The sequence below is a fragment of the Dyadobacter psychrophilus genome, assembly GCF_900167945.1.
Lineage (GTDB): Bacteria > Bacteroidota > Bacteroidia > Cytophagales > Spirosomataceae > Dyadobacter > Dyadobacter psychrophilus.
Window position 1 is genome coordinate 212,732 of the sequence record NZ_FUZA01000004.1, and the last position, 19,383, is coordinate 232,114.

Here is a 19,383-nt window from a genome sequence, read left to right on the forward strand (position 1 = left end):
TTTTCTTATTCACTGTCAATTAATGCTTTTCACAAAGCACTGCTTCGAGTGGGATTAAAGGCATTATCAAAACCAAAAACGGCGATCCGCTTCCTTTTGCTGCGATTGTTGTCAAAGGCACATCCATCAGCACCATTTCCAATGAAGAGGGGCGCTATCAGCTGGATCTGAAACCGGGTTATTATGAGGTCATTTTTCAATATCTGGGTTTCAAAACAGGCCAAAAAGGTTTTACTGTCGAAGGCAGAATGGAAACATTCGACCTTACTATGGAAGAGCAGGCGCTCAATCTTGGCGAAGTTCGCATAGGAAGCCGCGACGAAGATCCTGCGTACACCATTATGCGCCGCGCGATTGCTAAAAGCCGCTATCATTTGTTGCAAGTGGACAGTTATGTTGCCAAAGCTTACTCCAAATCTTCCGTAGTGATAACAGATCTTCCTTTGGAATTTTTGTACAAAAAAGAATTGAAGGAAATGGAGAAGGAAATGAATTTCAAGAAAGGCGTTCCCATGCTTAACGAAAGCGTTTCAGAGGTCACATTCAAGCAGCCTAATACTTACAAACAGAAAGTTATTGCAGCCAGGAATAGCCAGGACAAAGATTTTGCCAATCCCAATGCTTACCTGTTAACCAGCTTTTACCAGCCGGAAGTCGTAAAGGCTGTTTCCCCGTTGTCGCCGCGTGCATTTGCTTACTATAAATTTGAATACCAGGGTGCTTTTCGTGAAAATGGCATTGAGGTAAACAAAATAAAAGTAACACCGCGCTCCTATGGCGAAGGCGTTTATAAGGGCAGGATCCATATCATTGAAGACGAATGGAGCATTTATAGTCTCGACCTTACCACGGTTAACACTGGTTTTACCATTGATATCAAACAGGTTTACAGTCCGGTTCAAGGTGTCTGGATGCCGGTTAATCAGCAGTTTCACGTTCAGGGCGGGATATATGGCCTCAAAGGGAAAGGTGATTTTGTAATATCACAATCGTTTTCAAATATTAAGATCAACCCGACATTTAAGCCGGACATTGTGGTTGTGGATGATAAAAAACAGAAAGAAGAGGCGAAAAAAGTGAAACTGACGAGCCGGGAAATCAAGTCACAAAAGCTGGAAGAGGTTGTCAGCAAGCAAAAGGAGTTTTCTGCCAAGAACCTCCGGAAACTGATGAAGGAATACGAAAAACAGGACATCAAGGCGAAAGAGGAAAAGGGCGAGGACATTGATCTCAATTTTACAAGAAATGATTCTACTGTCGTGGATTCCATGGCCAGCATCCGGAGCACGGCTTTTTGGGATTCCATTCGCACGGTCCCGCTGACGACTGCAGAAGTTAAAAGTTACACGCGGCTGGACAGTATTGTTGTAATGAATAAGGGCACGGAAGAGCAGAAAGACAGTTTGAAAGTGGCCAAATCGGACACGACCAAGAACAATAAAAAGGGCGGGGGACTGGGTTTTGTGGGCGATATTTTTACGGGTCACAGTTTCAGGTTAGGTAAAAAAAGCCCCTGGCGGCTGGATTATGTCACGCCGCTCATTGGTGCGCAGGTCAACACGGTGGAAGGGCTGGTATTGAATGGCGGTGGTTTGAAATTGCATTACAAAGGGAATGGCGCCAGGAAAACGCCGGACAGTTTGCAAATCGGCACCAATGGTGTAAAGCGGTATTCTGCTTCGCGGGCGCAATCGGAATTATCGTTTAATGCGCTCACCCGATATTCTTTTGCCCGGCAAAAACTAATGGCAATGGGAGGAGTTGATTATGGCTGGAAACGCAACAAGATCAATGTATCGGGCGGGCAAACTGTGTCTCAATTCAATGGTGAAAACCCTATGCACCCTTTGCTGAATTCCATTACAACATTATTTTTAGAACAAAACTTCATCAAAGTTTACGAAAAGAATTTTCTCCGCCTCGACTTCGCTACTGACCGTGAAAACGAGCATTTTGAGCTAAAAGCTAACATTGAATACGCAGATCGCAGCCCGCTCAGCAATCTTCGGAACACCAATTCTTATCGCTGGATCGACTGGAAACGCAGAGAATTCACTTCTAACATTCCTTTTAACGCCGAGTTAACGGACGAGTCGGGTACAAAGTCTGTCGAAATGCGGCAGCATCAGGCATTAACATTAGGAATCGCCGCGTCATACAAACCATGGCAGAAATACCGCACGAGGAGCGGGAAAACATCGTACTATGACGATGATTCGCCAAAATTGTCACTTGATTACCGCAAAGGGATCAACAAGGTGTTTGGCAGCGATGTGAAATATGATTTCTTCAAAATCGGCATTCAGCATGGATTTGAAACGGGCGTGAGAAGCAAACTGAGCTATAAACTGGCTGCCGGACAATTTATGGGCGACAGCGTCGCTTTCCCTGACTATCAACATTTCGCAGGCAACCGCTTTTTCTTTCAGCTTGGCGATCCGGTAAGCACGTTCAGAATGCTCGATTATTATCGGTACAGCACTTCCAAGCACTTCTTCGAAGCCCACGTACTCAGCGAATTCCGCAAATTTCTGCTGACCCAAATCACCTGGTTCCGCATTCTCGGCATCAAAGAAAACTTCATGCTGCATTACTTAGCCACCCCAACATCAAACAATTACGCCGAACTGGGCTACGGCCTCGACGTAGGCATCCGCTTCCCGTTTCGTGTAGAGGTTGTAAATAGTTTTGAAGGGTTTAAGTATAAGCACACCGTCTTCCGTATCGGGACAACGATGAATTTTAATTTGGGAAGGAATTAGTGTAAAATCGGGCTTCGTAAATTTATCATATAACGTTTCATTGACTAAATTCAAAAAGCTTCTGCGCAATCTCTGCGGCAGACGGTAGCAATGCTTCGTACATTTTCGGTAAATGATGTGAAGTGTTGTAAGTCGCAATCCCGATAGGTTGCCCAGCACTTTTAAGTGAATATTCAACAATCGTCCTGTCTTTGCTTTTGCAAATGATAATCCCGATTGACTCGGTTTCGTGAGGAAGCTTGACAGTATCATTTAGAACAGCCAGATACCATCCAATTTCTCCAACCAATGGTTGGAGATTTGTATCTGCATGATAATCAGTATAAAACTGAACCATATACCAAATATTCGAAGTCGAAAATCATAAAAAGTGAAATTTTTTCATCTGAGCTTTCCTTTCCTATCTTTACCTCATTCAAATCTCCTGATAAATCATACAGCATCCGTTGCGGGTTCTAACATTCCGTGACATTCCCGGCTCAAAAAGTGGGGAGAAATTCTATTGCTTAAAAATTTACCAAAGAGAAAATGAATCAAATACATAAAATAGCTGTCCTCGGTGGTGGCGGTAGGACTGGGTTACGTCTTGTAAACCAGTTACTTGATCAGGGATTTCAATTGAAATTATTGCTTCGGAAGCCTGAGGATTTCAAAATCCAAAATCCATTAATAGAAATCGTCAAAGGCGATGCGCTGGATGCTGACGTTGTTGAGCACCTTCTGGAAGGTTGCGATGCGGTGATCAGCACGGTTGGGCAGCGGAAAGGCGAGCCGCTTGTGGCGAGTCAGGCGACAACGAACATTATCAATGCAGTTGCCAGGCGCAAAAATGATTCGGAAAATTTCAGATATATCTTATTAGCGGGTCTAAATGTGGATACGCCATTTGACAAAAAAGGCATTGAAACACAAAAAGCAACGGATTGGATGAAGGCGACTTTTCCGGATATTCATGCAGATCGGCAAAAGTCTTATGCTTTACTTTTGGCCAGTGAAGTTAGCTGGACAATGGTGCGGGTTCCGTTTATTGAATTTGTTGAAACTAAGGGGGAAATCAAGATCAATTTGGCAGATTCGCCTGGAAGTAAGATCAGTGCGGCGGATATAGCGTACTTTCTGATAGCGCAGTTGACGGACGAAACTTACGTCCGAAAAGCGCCTTTTATCTCGAATTGACGTTTTCTTGAATCGGCATTGTCGAATTAAATGATTTAGATTGACACTTAGAGTTCAGACTTTCCAAGCTGGGCCAGACGCCCAAGCTTGGAAAGTCTTTTGCATTTAAATCAATGCTTCCCACAAGATCTCGGCGGGATGCATTGCGTGCCTTCCGGTTCCGTCGTGGATTTGATGGCGGCAGCTGGTGCCCGGTGCTGCGATGATCACCTCTTCGGGTTGCTGGCGAACTGCCGGGAACAGAACGAGCTCTCCGATTTGCATGGAAATGTCATAATGCTCCTTTTCGTAACCAAACGATCCCGCCATGCCGCAGCATCCCGAAGGAATCAGTTGCACAGTATAGTTTTCAGGAAGCGAAAGCATTTTTTTCGTTGGTATAACACTTGAAACTGCCTTTTGCTGGCAATGTCCGTGCAACTTGATCAGCCGCTTTTCTTTGGTAAACTGATCTTTTGATATGTGCTTTAACTCGATCTCCCTTGCTATGAACTCGTCAAACTGCAATGCGTTTTGCGCCAGTTTTTTGGCTTCTTCTACCAGTTCGTCACTGACCAGATCCGGATATTCATCGCGGAACGTGAGGATTGCAGATGGTTCGATGCCTACGAGTGGCGTGTCGTACGAAATCAGGTCTTTAAGCAGCTTAATGTTTTCCTCCGCAATCTTTTTGGCATCTTTTAGTAAGCCTTTGGAAAGCTGCGGTCTTCCAGATGGTGCGTGTTTTGGAATAATTACCTCGTAACCAAGTTTCTCCAATGCCAAAATGGATTTCTTTCCGATTTCGACATCATTATAATTTGTAAACTCGTCGCAGAAAAGATACACCTTACGGCCCGTTGATTTGGTTGTTTTGCGTTGCTCATACCACTTTTTCAGCGTCGTGCTGTGCAACAACGGCATTGTCCTTTCGGGGTGAAAGCCAACGATTTGATTGGCGATTTTGCGTAGAGGCGCATTTTTGAAAATTAAATTATAGGCCCAGGGAATATAGCTTGCTATGCCTGTCATCTTCGAGAAATTTCCAACCAGCCAAGAACGCAGCGGAATGCCGTTTGCATCGTGATATTGCTGCAAAAATTCCATTTTTAATTTGGCCACATCCACATTGGAAGGACATTCCCCTTTGCAGCCTTTGCAAGCCAGGCAGAGGTCATAAACTTCCTTAATTTCCTTATTATCAAAGCGGTTTTCTTTTGGAGAACGCGTTAACATTTCCCGGAGAATGTTGGCGCGGGCGCGGGTTGTGTCCTTTTCGTTGCGCGTTGCCATGAAACTCGGGCACATCGTGCCTCCGCTCATTTGCGTTTTGCGACAGTCGCCGGAACCATTGCATTGCTCGGCATGCTGTAAAATATTCTGGTCCTGAAAACGGAAATAAGTCTTGAATTCCGGTGTTTGCTGATCGGCTTCATAGCGTAGGAAAGTATCCATAGGAGCCGTATCCACAATTTTTCCCGGGTTGAAAATGTTGTTGGGGTCCCAGGCTCTTTTGATATCCTTAAAAAGCTGGTAATTATGCTCGCCAACCATTTTCGGAATAAATTCGCCCCTTAAACGGCCATCGCCATGCTCCCCGGAAAGGGAACCGTCATATTTTTTTACCAGATCGGCAATCTCCTCTGCAATCATCCTGAATTGCCTGTGGCCTTCGCTGGTTTTCAGGTTGATGATGGGTCTGAGGTGAATTTCGCCGGTTCCTGCATGTGCATAATGCACGGCGGACATGCCATGTTTTTTCAGAATTACATTGAAATCACGGATATAATCAGGCTGGTCGTACACGTCAACTGCTGTGTCTTCGATAACGGCAACCGCTTTTTCATCGCCAGGAATGTTTGCCAGCAAGCCCAAACCGGCTTTTCTTAATGTCCAGATCTTTTTGGTATCGTCTCCAAAAAGCAGCGGATAATGAAAGCCAATGTTAGCTTCCTGCAAATCCCGTGTCATTTCTGCCGCCAGCGCTTCCACTTCCTCTTTCGTTTCTCTTGACAAGTCCACGACTAGAATCGCCGGATATTTGCCGTCCGGCTTGTTCTTTACAAAAAATGCATTTTTCTTTTGTTCTGCATTCGTAGCGGCACATTCCAGCACGTAGTCATCAATAAGCTCGACGGCGTGCGGCTGATATTTTAATGTCAGAATTGTGGCCCTTAATGCTTCGTCAATGGTGTCGCAGTGTACGCAAACGAGTCCCTGAGTCTTTGGGGGCAGTGGAACAAGGTTTAATTTTATTTCTGTCAAAAAACACAATGTTCCCTCAGATCCTGCGATCAGACTGCACATATTGAAAGGTTGTGCGGGCTCACTCTGGCCGGTGTTGTCGGCATAGGGCTCGGTGTGGAGCAACATATCCAATGCGTAACCGGTGTTCCTTCTGCCGATGCTGGGCTTTGGGAAGTTTTTCCTTATTTCAGCTTGGTTTTCATCAGATTGAAGAATCTCGTTTGTCTTGAGATATATTTTATCCAGAAGCGTTGCACTTCCGTTTTTCTGCTGCGCATTGGACAGCAAATTCCTGAAATCATTTCCTTTTATGTTTTTGAATTCAGCTTCGGAACCGTCAGCAAGAATGGCTTTCACTTCCAAAGTATGCTCCCGGGCGCTGCCATATACAATGGAATTAGAGCCGCAGGAGTTGTTTCCGACCATTCCGCCAATCATGGCGCGATTAGCGGTTGACGTTTCTGGTCCGAAATAAAGTCCGTATGGTTTCAGGGCCATGTTAAGCTCATCGCGCACCACACCTGGCTGCACACGCACCCATTTTTCGGCCTCATTTATTTCAAGAATTTTAGTAAAATTCCGGGAAACGTCCACTACGATTCCGTTGCCTACAACCTGCCCTGCGAGGGATGTTCCAGCCGTTCTCGGGATAAGCGAAATGTGTTTTTCCGTAGCATATGCGATCAACTTTTTGATGTCAGCCTCCGACTTGGGAATGGCAACCGCAAGGGGCATTTCACGGTAGGCGGAAGCATCAGTCGCATATAGGGTCCGCATCGTATTATCGAAATGCAGTTCACCCTCGAGTTGTTTGGCAAGAAGACTTAAATCACTGTTAGTTACGGAAAGCGGCGCGGTCATGGTGTTGGATAAGCGGAAAATAACAGCCTCAAAGTTACGAACAACGATCAAGGATTTCCAGCAAAATATTTTCAGAAGTCTTTATAGGCGTGAAGCGTTAAAAATTAAACTTTAATTAAAAAGTCACCGATTGTCGCTGCTTTTGTACTTCTCAAATATGGCGTTTGCACTATAATTGGATAATGTAACTTTCTTGCTTAAAAATTGATTTATTTAAGCAAAATTGAGAAAAGCGATATTGTATTATCCGACCTTTTTATATTATTTTGTATGACCGTCATTGAATAACTTTAACTTTTTCGTAGTAAAATTCACAAAAAAGGCCAAAATAAAAGAGCTAGGGCATTTTTTAGTGAAGTTGGACGCAAATGTTAAAATGATACACAAAGCGGTGACCAGATTTAACAATTTACTTAACAGACCTATGATGAATTTATCCTTTCATGTGTTTCGTCGACATGATTCAAGCAGTGCAAAGAACATTGCGACGAAAGAGAGATTTTCAGGACACGGCACAGGGCTATTCGCCATCCTAATGATCTTGATTGGCTTAACCACAAATGCTTTTGCGCAGGATGTGAATGTATCCGGTAAGGTTACAGACGCTAAAACCGGTGGGATTCCGGGAGTTACCATTACAATTAAAGGAAGTACAAAAGGAACTAATACAGACGTAGAAGGAAATTATCAGATCAGCGTTCCTGGCAACTCAACATTGACTTTCAGCGCCATTGGATATGAGACGCAGGATGTGGCGGTTGGCAACAAATCAACACTTAATGTTACACTTTCCGAAGATGTGAAGGCTTTGGAAGAAGTCGTTGTCGTAGGTTACGGAACGGTTAAGAAAAAAGATGCAACAGGCGCGGTTTCTGCTTTGGGATCAAAAGATTTCCAGAAAGGGATCGTGACTTCTCCTGAGCAATTGATGCAGGGACGCGTTGCGGGTGTGCAGATTACCCAGTCGAGCGGTGAGCCGGGCGGTGGTATTAACGTACGTATCCGTGGAACGTCGTCTGTATTGGGTGGTAATAACCCGCTTTTTGTAATTGACGGTGTGCCTTTGAGCGGCGATAACACGTCATCAGGCGGTGATAACCAGGGTGTTGGCCGTCAACCAGCGAAAAACCCGCTTAACTTCCTGAATCCGGACGATATTGCGAGCATGGACATTCTTAAAGATGCGTCTGCAACAGCGATCTACGGTTCACGCGGTGCGAATGGTGTGGTTTTGATCACAACAAAAAGAGGAAAAGGCAAAGGAGCACTTGATTATGGTTACTCATTGGGAGTAAGCAACATCACTAAGAAATACGATCTTTTGGACGCGGAAGGATATAAGGCTGCAGGCGGTCAGGATCAGGGTGCTAACACCGACTGGCAGGATTTGCTGTTCCGTTCGGCATTCACACACCAGCACAACCTGTCTTATGGTGGTGGTGATCCATCAGGAAATTATCGTTTCTCACTGGGTTACATGAACCAGGACGGTATCGTTGAAACATCTAATGTGAAACGTTACAGCGTTGGTTTCAGCGGAACAAAAAAATTCATCAATGACAAACTGACAATTGGAAGCAACCTGAACTTCGCAAATACGCAGGACACGGGTGTTCCTATTTCTGAGAACATCGGTTTTGAAGGTGATTTGATGGGAAGTATTTTGAAAGCTAACCCAACGCGTGCTGCTTATAAAGACGGCGTGTTGAATCAGTCAACCACAACGGAGCCTAACCCGCTGGCATTTGTGAATCTTTCGAAGGATAACAGCAACACGCTTCGCGCACTCGGTAACATTAATGCAGAACTTGAAATTTTCAGCGGTTTGAAATTCAAAACGGTTCTTGGTTTTGATAAATCGATGTCTACAAGAAAGCAAGCTTATTCAAAGGACCTGGTAGTTGCGGGTATTCAAAATATCGGTCGCGTTTACATCCGTGACGTGGAAAGCAACAACCAGTTGATGGAAAACTATTTCACTTATGACAAGGAAATAGGAAGCGTTACTTTAAATGCGCTTTTGGGTTATTCCTATCAGAGCTTCGAAAATGGCAGCAAAAATGTAGCAGCAGCTAACTTCCGTACCAATGACCTGGATCTGATGATCAATAACCTGGGTATAGCCGGAACTGTTAACATTAAGGATGGAACAGCATTGTCAAGTGTTGGTTCTGTTGTACAAAATTCCAGCTATGTAAAAGACGAGCTGCAATCTTACTTCGGTCGTGTTAACCTTGGTTTTGGCAGCAAATATTTGTTCACCGGTACATTGCGTGTGGATGGTTCTTCTAAATTCGGTGGAAACAACAAATATGGTTATTTCCCGTCAGGAGCATTCAAATGGAAACTGGTTGAAGAGGATTTTATTCCTAAAACGGTATTTACAGACCTTTCTCTTAGAGTTGGTTATGGTGTTACCGGTAACCAGGCGATCCCTCACAACGTTTATGACAGACGTGACAGATACAGCGACTACGCAATCAACCAGGCTGGTGACGGAATCACAGGTGGTGGTTTGAATGCAGTTGCATTTAACAACCCGGATTTGAAATGGGAATCAACAGCTGCATTTAACTTAGGGATTGATTTTTCTATCCTGAAAGGAAGATTGAGCGGAACACTTGACCTTTACAACAAAAGCACAAAAGACCTTCTTTTTAAAGTTGTTGCTGCTCAGCCTGCTCCAAACCCATTTGTTTACCGCAACCTGGATACGGATATCCAGAACCGTGGTATTGAACTTGCTTTGACCGGCGTCATCGTGGACGGTAAAAAATTCTCGTGGGAAATGGTCTTGAACGGATCTTATAACAAAAACCTTGTGAAAAACCTGATCGGAACATATGATACAGGTGAGATCAACGGACAAGGTTTGTCAGGTGCATTTGCTCAGCGTTTGGCAGAAGGGCAGCCACTGTTTGCTTACTTCCTTCGCGAGTTCGGCGGATTTGATGACAACGGAAACTCTCTTTATCCAAATGGTGACTTCCAGCAATTCCTGGGTGGAAAAAGCCCGCTTCCAAAAGTTAACGCAGGTCTTACAAATAACCTGACTTTCGGAGCGTTTGATATGAGTCTTTTCTTTAATGGTGTATTTGGTCACTATTTGTATTCAAACACTGCAAATGCATTCTTTACACAAGGATCCTTTGCAAATGGTCGTAACGTAACAAAAGACGTGATCGGCAACGGAGAAGGAGCATTGAACGCGCCAGACGTTTCAACCCGCTTCCTTGAAAAAGGTAATTTTATCAGACTTCAAAATTTCTCTTTGGGATATCGCGTTCCTATGAAGGCGAACAAAGTCCTGAGCAATGCGAGACTTTTCGTTACAGGTCAGAATTTATTAACTTTTACAAAGTATAGCGGACAGGACCCAGAGGTTAGCACCAATAAGTCGTTGAACGATATACCATCATTCGGGATCGACTATACGGCTTATCCAAGAGCAAGAACGTGGACAGTTGGTGTTAATGTTTCATTTTAATTCAAATTCATTATCAAGATGAAAACCAGTCAGATATATAAAATTTTGGTTAGCGGGGTTTGCATGGCGACGATGTCGGCCTGTACTGACCTTGTTAATGATGAAAAAGATTCAGTAGTTAACGAAGTTGCAGAAGGTGGATTTGCCCCTGTTAATGTGGTGGAATCACTCGCATCTGCTTATAAAGATTTATCAACTTATTCAGATCAGGCAGGGATTTATGCCCTGGGAGAGCACACAACAGCTGAAATGATCCCGCCAACACGTGGTGTTGACTGGGGTGATAACGGGGTGTGGCGGACTTTGGACCAGCATACCTGGGATGCTTCCCACTCTTACATCCTGAGCGCATGGAATGCATTGAACCAGAGAGCTTACAAAGCAACGGAGATCATTGCATCTAATCCTACTGCTGTACAAAAAGCAGAGGCACAGTTCCTGAGAGCATATAATATGCATTGGGTTATGGATTACTGGGGCGTAGTTCCTTTCCGTGAGGTAACACAAGGTGTGAATGATCTTCCCAAGGTGTTGAGCCGCTCGGAAGCATTTGATTACATCGTGAAAGATCTGGAAGAAGCGCTTCCTAACCTGCCTAAAAAAGGGCCGTCTGTAACAAACGGAACGGCTTCCAAAGCAGCTGCGAACTTCCTGCTTGCTAAAATGTATCTGAACAAGGCTGTTTACAAAAGCACTACGCCGGAAGGTCCTTACACATTCGATAAGGCCGACATGGACAAAGCAATCGCTTACGTAGATGCAATCACAGCTGACGGATATTCATTGGAAAAAGATTATTTCGCAGCATTTTCTTCTGCAGCGAAGACTGAACCGATTTTCAATGTTCAGGAAGGAACAGCTCAAAACCGTTGGTTCATGACATTGCACTACGGGCAAAACCCTTCCGGATGGAATGGATTTGCTACCCTGGCTGATTTCTATGACACTTTCGAAGCAAAAGATACACGTATCGGAAAGCCTGCTAAGAAAGATGGAACGCAATTTTCAGGTATCGGTCTTGGCTTCCTGATCGGTCAGCAGTATGACGATAAGGGTGCGGTAGTAATTGATACACGTACGCAAAAGCCGTTGCAATTCACAAAAGACGTTCCATTGGCTGGTGCTGCTACGGATAAAGGTATCCGAGTTATCAAATATCACCCTGCAAACTCTGGAAAATATCTCCTCATGCGTTACGCAGAAGCTTATTTGATGAAAGCCGAAGCAATGCTTAGAGGCGGAAACGCAGCTGGTGCTTTAACGCAAATCAATGCATTGAGAACATTGCGCGGGGCAACTGCACTTGCATCTTTAACAGAAGCTAACCTGTTCGACGAAATCGGGCGCGAATTGTATTGGGAAGGTGGTAAGAGAACAACAGAAATTCGTTTCGGTAAATTTACGACCGGCACAGGAACATCTGTAAAAGAAGCTTATACCGTTCTTTATCCAATCCCTTCTGCTGCTTTGGTTTCCAATGCAAACCTTGAACAGAATCCTGGATACTAAGATTTAAATCATATCTTTTGACAAAAATGCTCGATCATTTCGGGCATTTTTGTTTTATTATTGGCGTACAAATTGAATCATAAGGTAATGACCCGTTGCTTACTTTTATTTTTAGCGTTCATTGTTTTTAGTTGTAGTTCAAAAGATTCATCCGATCAGGCCGCAGACCAGCTTTTTCAGACGTTAAAGGAGAATGAGGCAAAAATTGTCATAACGATCGGAGGGAAAGAATTTTATCCAAATGAAAGCGTTTTTTCGGGCCAGGCGCTGATCTCCGATAATATGATGAACCTTACATTAACGGATCAGTTTGAGGGCAAGACCATTATTAATCTGGGAGGAGAAAAGTGGTATGCCGCCAAACCTATTACCAAAGCGATCACAGCTAACGGACCGGTTGAAACAAGTATTAAAATGGGAAAGATCATTGACAAACAACAGATGATCGGGGAAGGTTACATGATGGCCGAGGGCGAGATTACCGCAACAGAATTTACAAAAGACAAAATGGTTTTTCGGATTAAAGGGAAAGTCGGGAAGTATAGCGATTTCCAGCAGCCTGATAAATATATACCCGCGGAAGGCTTCATCGTTTATAAAAAGCCCGCTGTTAGTTTTGGCAACATTACTGAAAAAGAAGTTTTCAGCTCCTCGATATCGAATTAAATGATAACAAAATATATAGGCGCCGTGTACACGGCAGCTGTTTTTACTTTCCTGTTCTTTTTATCTTCCTGCAAGGATTCCAGCAAACCGGACGGCTTATTTGAAGAAATGGATGCGTCTGCGACAGGCATTGATTTTGTTAATAAGGTCGAAGACAAGGAGGACATCAACATCTTCAATTACCGGAATTTCTACAATGGGGGCGGTGTCGCGATAGGGGACATTAATAATGATGGTTTGCCCGATATTTACTTCACCGCCAATATGGGCGATAACAAGCTTTATTTAAACAAGGGCAATTTCAAATTCGAGGACATTACCAACAAAGCCGGCGTAGCGGAACCAACGAAATGGAGTACGGGCGTTGTCATGGTCGACATTAACGGCGATAATTTGCTCGATATCTATGTTTGCAATGCGGGTTACCAGAAATTTGTCAACAAACAGGGCAATTCCCTTTACATTAATAATGGTGACCAGACTTTCACAGAGTCTGCCGCTCAGTATGGCCTGAACGAAACAGGTTATACCACGCACGCAGCATTTCTCGATTACGATCTCGACGGCGATCTCGATGCCTACATTCTCAACAACAGCTTCATTCCCGTAAATACATTGAACTACGCCAACGACCGCAATATGCGCGCGAAGGACTGGCCTGTGAAAGATTTTCTTAAAGGAGGAGGCGATAAATTGTTGCGGAATGACAACGGCAAATTTGTGGACGTAAGCCAGGAAGCGGGTATTTATGGCAGTTTGATCGGCTTCGGTCTGGGCGTTACAGTGGGCGACATTAATGGTGACCAATATCCGGACATCTACATCTGCAACGACTTCTACGAAAAGGATTATTTGTATATCAATCAAAAGGACGGGACATTCTCCGAAGAGCTTGAAAAACGTGTAAAGCACACAAGCCTGGCATCTATGGGTGCGGATATGGCGGACATTAATAATGACGGTTATCCTGAATTATTTGTCACAGATATGCTGCCACGCGAAGAATACCGCTACAAAACGACCACATCGTTTGAAAACCATTATCTCTTCAACCTCAAAAAAGAGAAGGGTTTTTATAATCAATACATGCAAAACAGCCTGCAATTCAATAATCAGGACGGCACATTCAGTGAAATCGCAAATTATTCAGGAGTTGCGGCGAGTGATTGGAGCTGGGGTGCCTTGATGTTCGATGCAGATAATGATTCCAAAACGGACATTTACGTTTGTAACGGCATTTATCACGATATTCTCGATCAGGACTTTATAGATTTTTTTGCCAATGAAGTCACACAAAAAATGGTGATGTCAGGGGAAAAAGAGAATATGCAGAACATTATCGACAAAATGCCTTCTAATCCCGTTCCTAACAACTTTTTTCATAATGAAGGAGATTTGCGGTTCAAGGAACGCGGGGATGAATTTGGGTTAGGTGCAAAATCCTTTTCCAATGGCGCAGCTTACGCGGATCTGGACAATGACGGCGATCTGGATCTGGTTGTAAATAATGTGAATGAAAGCTGTTTTGTTTATAAAAATAAAAGTGAAGCTAAGCCTGAAAAAAACCATTATATCAAGCTCAAACTGACCGGTGAGGGCAAAAACACATATGCGATTGGTTCTAAAATCGAAGTTTTTGCAGGCAACCAGATTTTTAGCAAACAAGTTAATCCGGCACGTGGATTCCAGTCGAGCACGGAATATCCGATCACAATTGGCTTAGGAAAGATTAATACCATTGATTCCATTCGCATTATTTGGCCAAACAGAAAAGTAACAAGCTATCCCAGGATCAGTGCAGATACTACGCTGAATTTTAAGATTAGTAATACGGGAGCGGATTTTAATAACCCTGCTCAGGCAAAAGAAATGCTGCTTACGCAAATTGCCAGCGATGGTTTCGACATACATCAGGAAGACAAATACGAGGACTTTTATCATGAGCGTAACATTCCCATGCTGCTGTCGCAGGAAGGCCCGAAAGCGGCGATCGGGGATGTGGACGGCGATGGTAAGGCGGACGTTTACGTCTGTGGTGCGAAAGGGCAGGGCGGGCAGTTGTATTTGCAGAAAGGCACTTCGTTCGTTAAGTCCACGCAAAAAGTTTTTACGGATCTGGCTGGTTTTGAGGACACTGCGGCAATATTCTTTGATGCAGACGGCGATGGTGATCAGGATCTGGTTGTGGGAAGCGGAGGAAATGAAACGCTCGTCACGAGCCCGGATCTGCCAACACGGCTTTATCTGAATGATGGAAAGGGGAATTTTGCAATCAACACACGTGCGTTGCCACCTAATTCCATGAACACAGCTGTGATTGTTGCGCATGACTATGACAATGATGGCGATGTTGACCTGTTCGTCGGAAGCCGGAGCGTGCCGCGTGAATATGGATCCAGTCCGAGAAGTTATCTTTATCAGAACGATGGAAAGGGTGTTTTTAAGGAAATTGGAAAAACAATTGCACCGGAACTAACCAAGTTAGGCATGGTACGCGATGCTTCCTGGGCGGATGTAGACGGCGATAAGTCCAAAGAGCTTGTTATCGCCGGCGACTGGATGGCGCCGGTTATACTGAAATACGACGGCAGCAAGTTTCAAAAAATCACAACCGGCCTCGAACAATTTGCCGGCTTCTGGGGCTGCCTGAAAGTGGCCGATATGGACGGCGATGGCGATCAGGACATTGTTTTTGGCAATATCGGCGAGAATTTTTCACTGAAAGCGTCGACAAATGCGCCGCTGAAAATCTGGATCAACGACTTTAATAAAAACGGGACAATTGAAAAGGTTATGACCAAAACGGTCGACGAGCGTGATATGCCGATTTTATTAAAAAGGGAGCTTACAACCCAATTCCCATTCTTGAAAAAGGAAAGTCTGAAACATTCCGAATATGCCAACAAATCGGTTCAGGATCTCTTTCCGAAAGATTTGCTGAAAGCGGCAGTTGAAAAGTCGGTTAGCTATCTCAAATCTGCGGTTGCCGTGAATAACGGCAAGGGCCAGTTTGCCCTGAAAGAATTGCCGCATATGGCTCAAATCTCTTGTTTGAATGCCATAGAAAGCGCCGATGTGAATGCCGACGGTAAGCCTGACCTGATTGTGGGCGGCAATTACACACATTTTATTCCGCAGCTGGGAGCATTGGACGCATGCCGTGGCAATGTGCTGATTAACAAAGGAAATATGCAGTTTGATCTGCTAATGAGCACGCAAAGCGGCTATGCTATTGACGGAGAAGTGAAACAGATCAGCCCGATCACCATTCAGGGCGCACCTTACCTGATCAATCTGGTAAGCAATGCAAAACCCGTTCTTTTTAAGATTAATAAGCCGCAACCGGCCAATTTGTAGTCCATGCTTTTTCGAAAAATATTTTTCAGGATTCTTCCATTTGTCTTATTCCTGGCCGGTTTTTCCTGCTCAAAGGAAAAGGACATTGCGGAGTATGATTTTGACCTCCTGACAGCAGAAAAAACGGGAATCGACTTTTCCAACACGCTGAAACCCACCAAGGATTTCAATATATTTTACTACATGTATTTTTATAACGGTGGCGGCGTAGGAGCGGGTGATCTTAATAACGACGGACTGGTGGACCTTTGCTTTACGGGCAATCAGGAGCCTAATCGAATCTACCTGAATAAATCGGGCATGAAGTTCGAGGATGTAACCGAAAAGGCGAATTTCACGGGAGAAAAAGGTTGGTCAAACGGCGTTTCCATTGTGGACATTAACCAGGATGGCATGCTGGACATTTACATTAGCCAGGTTGGCAATTTTGAAACGATGAAGGGGCATAACCTTCTCTTTGTATGCCAGGAAATCAAGGATGGTATTCCCGTTTATGCGGAAAAATCGAAGGACTATGGCTTGGATCTGGTCGTTTTTGGCACACAGGCAATGTTTTTTGACTATGATCTCGATGGTGATCTGGATATGTTCCAGCTCAATCATTCAGTTCACCAGAATGGGACATTTGGCAGGCGGGCGCTTTTTGAAAATGTTTATCATCCGCTGGCAGGCGATAAGCTTTTTAGAAACGACAACGGAAAATACATTGAAGTTTCCAAAACAACAGGCATTCACAGCTCTGCGTTGGGATACGGCCTCGGTTTGGGCGTTGGCGATATCAATTTTGACGGCTATCCCGATATGTATATTGGCAACGATTTTCATGAAAATGATTATTTGTATATCAATCAAAAAAACGGCGCATTTCTGGATATGACCGATTCGTCGCTCATGCACACCAGCCAGTTTTCGATGGGCGTGGATATTGGTGACCTTAACAATGACATTTTCCCGGAAATCGTCTCGCTGGATATGCTGCCGTCGAACTATGAAATCCTCAAAAAATCGGAAGGGGAGGACATGTACAGCATCTTCAAATACAAGATCCGGCAAGGTTATAATTATCAGTTTGCACGTAATAATCTGCAATACAATAATGGTAATGGCTCTTTTAGCGAGATAGGCATGTATTCCGGCGTGCATTCAACCGACTGGTCATGGGCTGCGCTTTTTTCCGATTTCAATAATGACGGTTTGAAAGACCTGTTCATTTCCAACGGTATTCCTAAACGGATGAATGATACGGACTACATCAAATTTGTATCGGACGACGTGGTTCAGGAGAAGATCAGGAATAAGAATTTCGATGAAAATGATCCGGGACTGGCTGATAAGTTGCCAGAAATTAAGCTGAACAACAAATTTTTTGCCAATAAAGGTGACCTGGCTTTCCAGGATATGGAAGGACTCGTACGGAATGATCAGGTTTCGTATTCCAATGGCTCTGTTTATGCGGATCTGGATAATGATGGTGACCTGGACATTGTGACGAATAACATTAATGAAAAGGCTTTTGTGTATGAAAATTTGAATAGTAAAAAGGTCTCAAAAGGGGACTATACGCGTATTTATCTTAAAGGCAAGCCTGGTAATGTCAATGCAATCGGAACAAAATGCCTGGTCTTCAAGAAAGATAAAGTGCTGAGTTTTGAGAAATTTCCGGTTCGTGGTTTTCAATCGAGTATGGAGGTTCCTATGAACATTGGTCTGGGCAAAAAAACCGATGTGGATTCCATGATCGTTATTTGGCCTGATAACCGTTTCCAGGTGCTGAGAACGGCTGATTTGAAGGATTCGCTGGCCTTGTCTTACAAAAATGACCTGCCTGTTTTTGATTACCAAAAATTCAAAACAAGCCGTGAAACGAAAAATTATACTTTTGATGACATCGCCGCACAACTTGGTGTTGACGTCAAACATGAGGAAAACAATTTCGTTGAATTCGACCGGAATTCACTCATTCCATTTGAGGTCACTGCCGACGGCCCTGCATTATCGATTGCAGACATTAACCATGATGGGCTGGATGATATTTTCGTTGGCTCTTCCAAAAAGCACAGAAACCATCTGTTTCTTCAAACTAATAAGGGCGTTTTCAATGAATCATTGCAGGCTGCATTATTGAAAGACAGCACATATGAGGAAGTGAGCGCGGAGTGGGTGGATGTAAACCGCGACAGCCATCCTGACCTCGTTGTAGCGACCGGCGGCAATGAATATGTCAACAACTCGGAATTCCAGATGCCTAGAATTTATCTCAATGATGGCAAAGGGAATCTGAGTGCGAAAGCCGATGCATTTACCAACATTTATGTAACTGCTTCCTGCGTCGTGCCGTTTGATTTCACTGGCGACGGCATTGTGGATCTTTTTATTGGTGGCCGTGCTGTACCGCTAAATTACGGAGAGATTCCGAAGTCATATCTGCTCAAAAATGACGGTTCAGGCAAGTTTGCGGATGTGACCGGCCAGTATGCAAAGGAATTGTCTTCCGTTGGCTATGTCAAAAATGCAAGGCTCGCCGATTTGGACAAAGATGGCGACCAGGATTTATTACTCGCATTGGAATGGGAGGGGATTGTTATGATGCAAAACAATGGTAAAAGCTTTTCCAAAAAGATGCTGACCGAAAAAAAGGGTTGGTGGAATTTTGTCATGCCGTATGATTTTGATGGTGATGGTGACCTGGACATTCTGGCTGGAAACTTGGGTTTGAACAGCAGAATGAAGGCAAATGCCGAGCAGCCGGTAAAAATGTATATCAATGATTATGACGGGAACGGGCGGAAGGAGCCATTGCTGACGTATTATCTCAACGGCAAAGAAGCCCTTTTCCCTACCAAGCTCGAAATGGAAAAACAGATGCCTGTTATCCGGAAAAAATACATTTTCGCGACTGATTTCGCAAAAGCCAGCATTGGCGATCTGGTAGGAGCCGATAAGTTGAACGAAGCCCAGGTTTTATCAGCAGATTATTTTCAGAATGCGGTTTTAGTGAATGATGGAAAAGGAAATTTTGAAGTAAAACCATTAGGATACAAAGCGCAATGGACGCCATTTTACGATGCGCAGATCATTGATGCAAATGGTGATAAATTGCCTGATGTGCTCATTATGGGCAATTTTTATAACTGCAACATTCAAATGGGGCGCTATGACAGCGATTTTGGAACCGTGCTTATTAACCGCGGGAATTGCAATTTTACACCCGAACCTTTAAAAGGGTTACAGGTGAAAGGGCAGGTAAAGCATTTGAAAAATATCAGATTAAAAAGCGGAGACGCAATTGTTGCTGCGAGAAATGACGACAAGCTGGTTGTCATCAGAAGAAAGAAATAG

Annotated in this window: 9 protein-coding genes; 7 read left to right on the forward strand and 2 right to left on the reverse strand. The window is 44.0% G+C overall.

Annotated features, from left to right (window positions below; translation table 11 throughout):
- Positions 1 to 62 precede the first annotated feature (62 nt).
- Entirely contained in the window at positions 63 to 2,762 is a 2,700-nt protein-coding gene (locus tag B5X68_RS16895) for a DUF5686 and carboxypeptidase regulatory-like domain-containing protein (RefSeq protein WP_374754822.1), read from the forward strand.
- A 37-nt stretch (positions 2,763 to 2,799) separates the two neighbouring features.
- On the opposite strand, the gene B5X68_RS16900 is transcribed toward B5X68_RS16895, so the two are convergent.
- Positions 2,800 to 3,099, reverse strand: coding sequence for a PDDEXK nuclease domain-containing protein (locus tag B5X68_RS16900; RefSeq protein ID WP_082215933.1), 300 nt, complete (start codon positions 3,097 to 3,099; stop codon positions 2,800 to 2,802).
- A gap of 191 nt (positions 3,100 to 3,290) precedes the next feature.
- Here B5X68_RS16900 and B5X68_RS16905 point away from each other — a divergent pair, with 191 nt between their 5' ends.
- Positions 3,291 to 3,938, forward strand: coding sequence for an NAD(P)-dependent oxidoreductase (locus tag B5X68_RS16905; RefSeq protein ID WP_082215934.1), 648 nt, complete (start codon positions 3,291 to 3,293; stop codon positions 3,936 to 3,938).
- Between the two features lie 105 nt (positions 3,939 to 4,043).
- On the opposite strand, the gene B5X68_RS16910 is transcribed toward B5X68_RS16905, so the two are convergent.
- Positions 4,044 to 7,025, reverse strand: a complete 2,982-nt coding sequence (locus tag B5X68_RS16910) for an FAD-binding and (Fe-S)-binding domain-containing protein (RefSeq protein WP_082215935.1) — start codon at positions 7,023 to 7,025, stop codon at positions 4,044 to 4,046.
- A 424-nt stretch (positions 7,026 to 7,449) separates the two neighbouring features.
- On the opposite strand from B5X68_RS16910, the gene B5X68_RS16915 reads away from it, so the two are divergent.
- The 5 genes from B5X68_RS16915 to B5X68_RS16935 all read left to right on the forward strand — a co-directional run bounded on the left by B5X68_RS16915 (position 7,450) and on the right by B5X68_RS16935 (position 19,383).
- The gene (locus B5X68_RS16915) at positions 7,450 to 10,512 is read left to right on the forward strand and encodes a SusC/RagA family TonB-linked outer membrane protein (RefSeq protein WP_170916669.1); all 3,063 of its coding nucleotides are present in this window, start codon (positions 7,450 to 7,452) and stop codon (positions 10,510 to 10,512) included.
- A gap of 18 nt (positions 10,513 to 10,530) precedes the next feature.
- Entirely contained in the window at positions 10,531 to 12,021 is a 1,491-nt protein-coding gene (locus tag B5X68_RS16920) for a RagB/SusD family nutrient uptake outer membrane protein (protein ID WP_082215936.1), read from the forward strand.
- Positions 12,022 to 12,108: 87 nt separating this feature from the next.
- Positions 12,109 to 12,687, forward strand: coding sequence for a hypothetical protein (locus tag B5X68_RS16925; RefSeq protein ID WP_082215937.1), 579 nt, complete (start codon positions 12,109 to 12,111; stop codon positions 12,685 to 12,687).
- Entirely contained in the window at positions 12,688 to 16,044 is a 3,357-nt protein-coding gene (locus B5X68_RS16930; protein WP_082215938.1) for a VCBS repeat-containing protein, read from the forward strand. It begins immediately after the preceding gene.
- Positions 16,045 to 16,047: 3 nt separating this feature from the next.
- A complete protein-coding gene (locus B5X68_RS16935; protein ID WP_082215939.1) occupies positions 16,048 to 19,383 on the forward strand; it encodes a VCBS repeat-containing protein in 3,336 nt (1,111 codons plus the stop codon).

What these genes read in the sequence shown, in the direction of transcription:
- B5X68_RS16905 (WP_082215934.1), top strand. Translation starts at nt 3,291, where the DNA reads ATGAATCAAATACATAAAATAGCTGTCCTCGGTGGTGGCGGTAGGACT.
- B5X68_RS16910 (WP_082215935.1), bottom strand. Translation starts at nt 7,025, where the DNA reads ATGACCGCGCCGCTTTCCGTAACTAACAGTGATTTAAGTCTTCTTGCC.
- B5X68_RS16925 (WP_082215937.1), top strand. Translation starts at nt 12,109, where the DNA reads ATGACCCGTTGCTTACTTTTATTTTTAGCGTTCATTGTTTTTAGTTGT.
- B5X68_RS16920 (WP_082215936.1), top strand. Translation starts at nt 10,531, where the DNA reads ATGAAAACCAGTCAGATATATAAAATTTTGGTTAGCGGGGTTTGCATG.
- B5X68_RS16935 (WP_082215939.1), top strand. Translation starts at nt 16,048, where the DNA reads ATGCTTTTTCGAAAAATATTTTTCAGGATTCTTCCATTTGTCTTATTC.
- B5X68_RS16915 (WP_170916669.1), top strand. Translation starts at nt 7,450, where the DNA reads ATGATGAATTTATCCTTTCATGTGTTTCGTCGACATGATTCAAGCAGT.
- B5X68_RS16900 (WP_082215933.1), bottom strand. Translation starts at nt 3,099, where the DNA reads ATGGTTCAGTTTTATACTGATTATCATGCAGATACAAATCTCCAACCA.
- B5X68_RS16930 (WP_082215938.1), top strand. Translation starts at nt 12,688, where the DNA reads ATGATAACAAAATATATAGGCGCCGTGTACACGGCAGCTGTTTTTACT.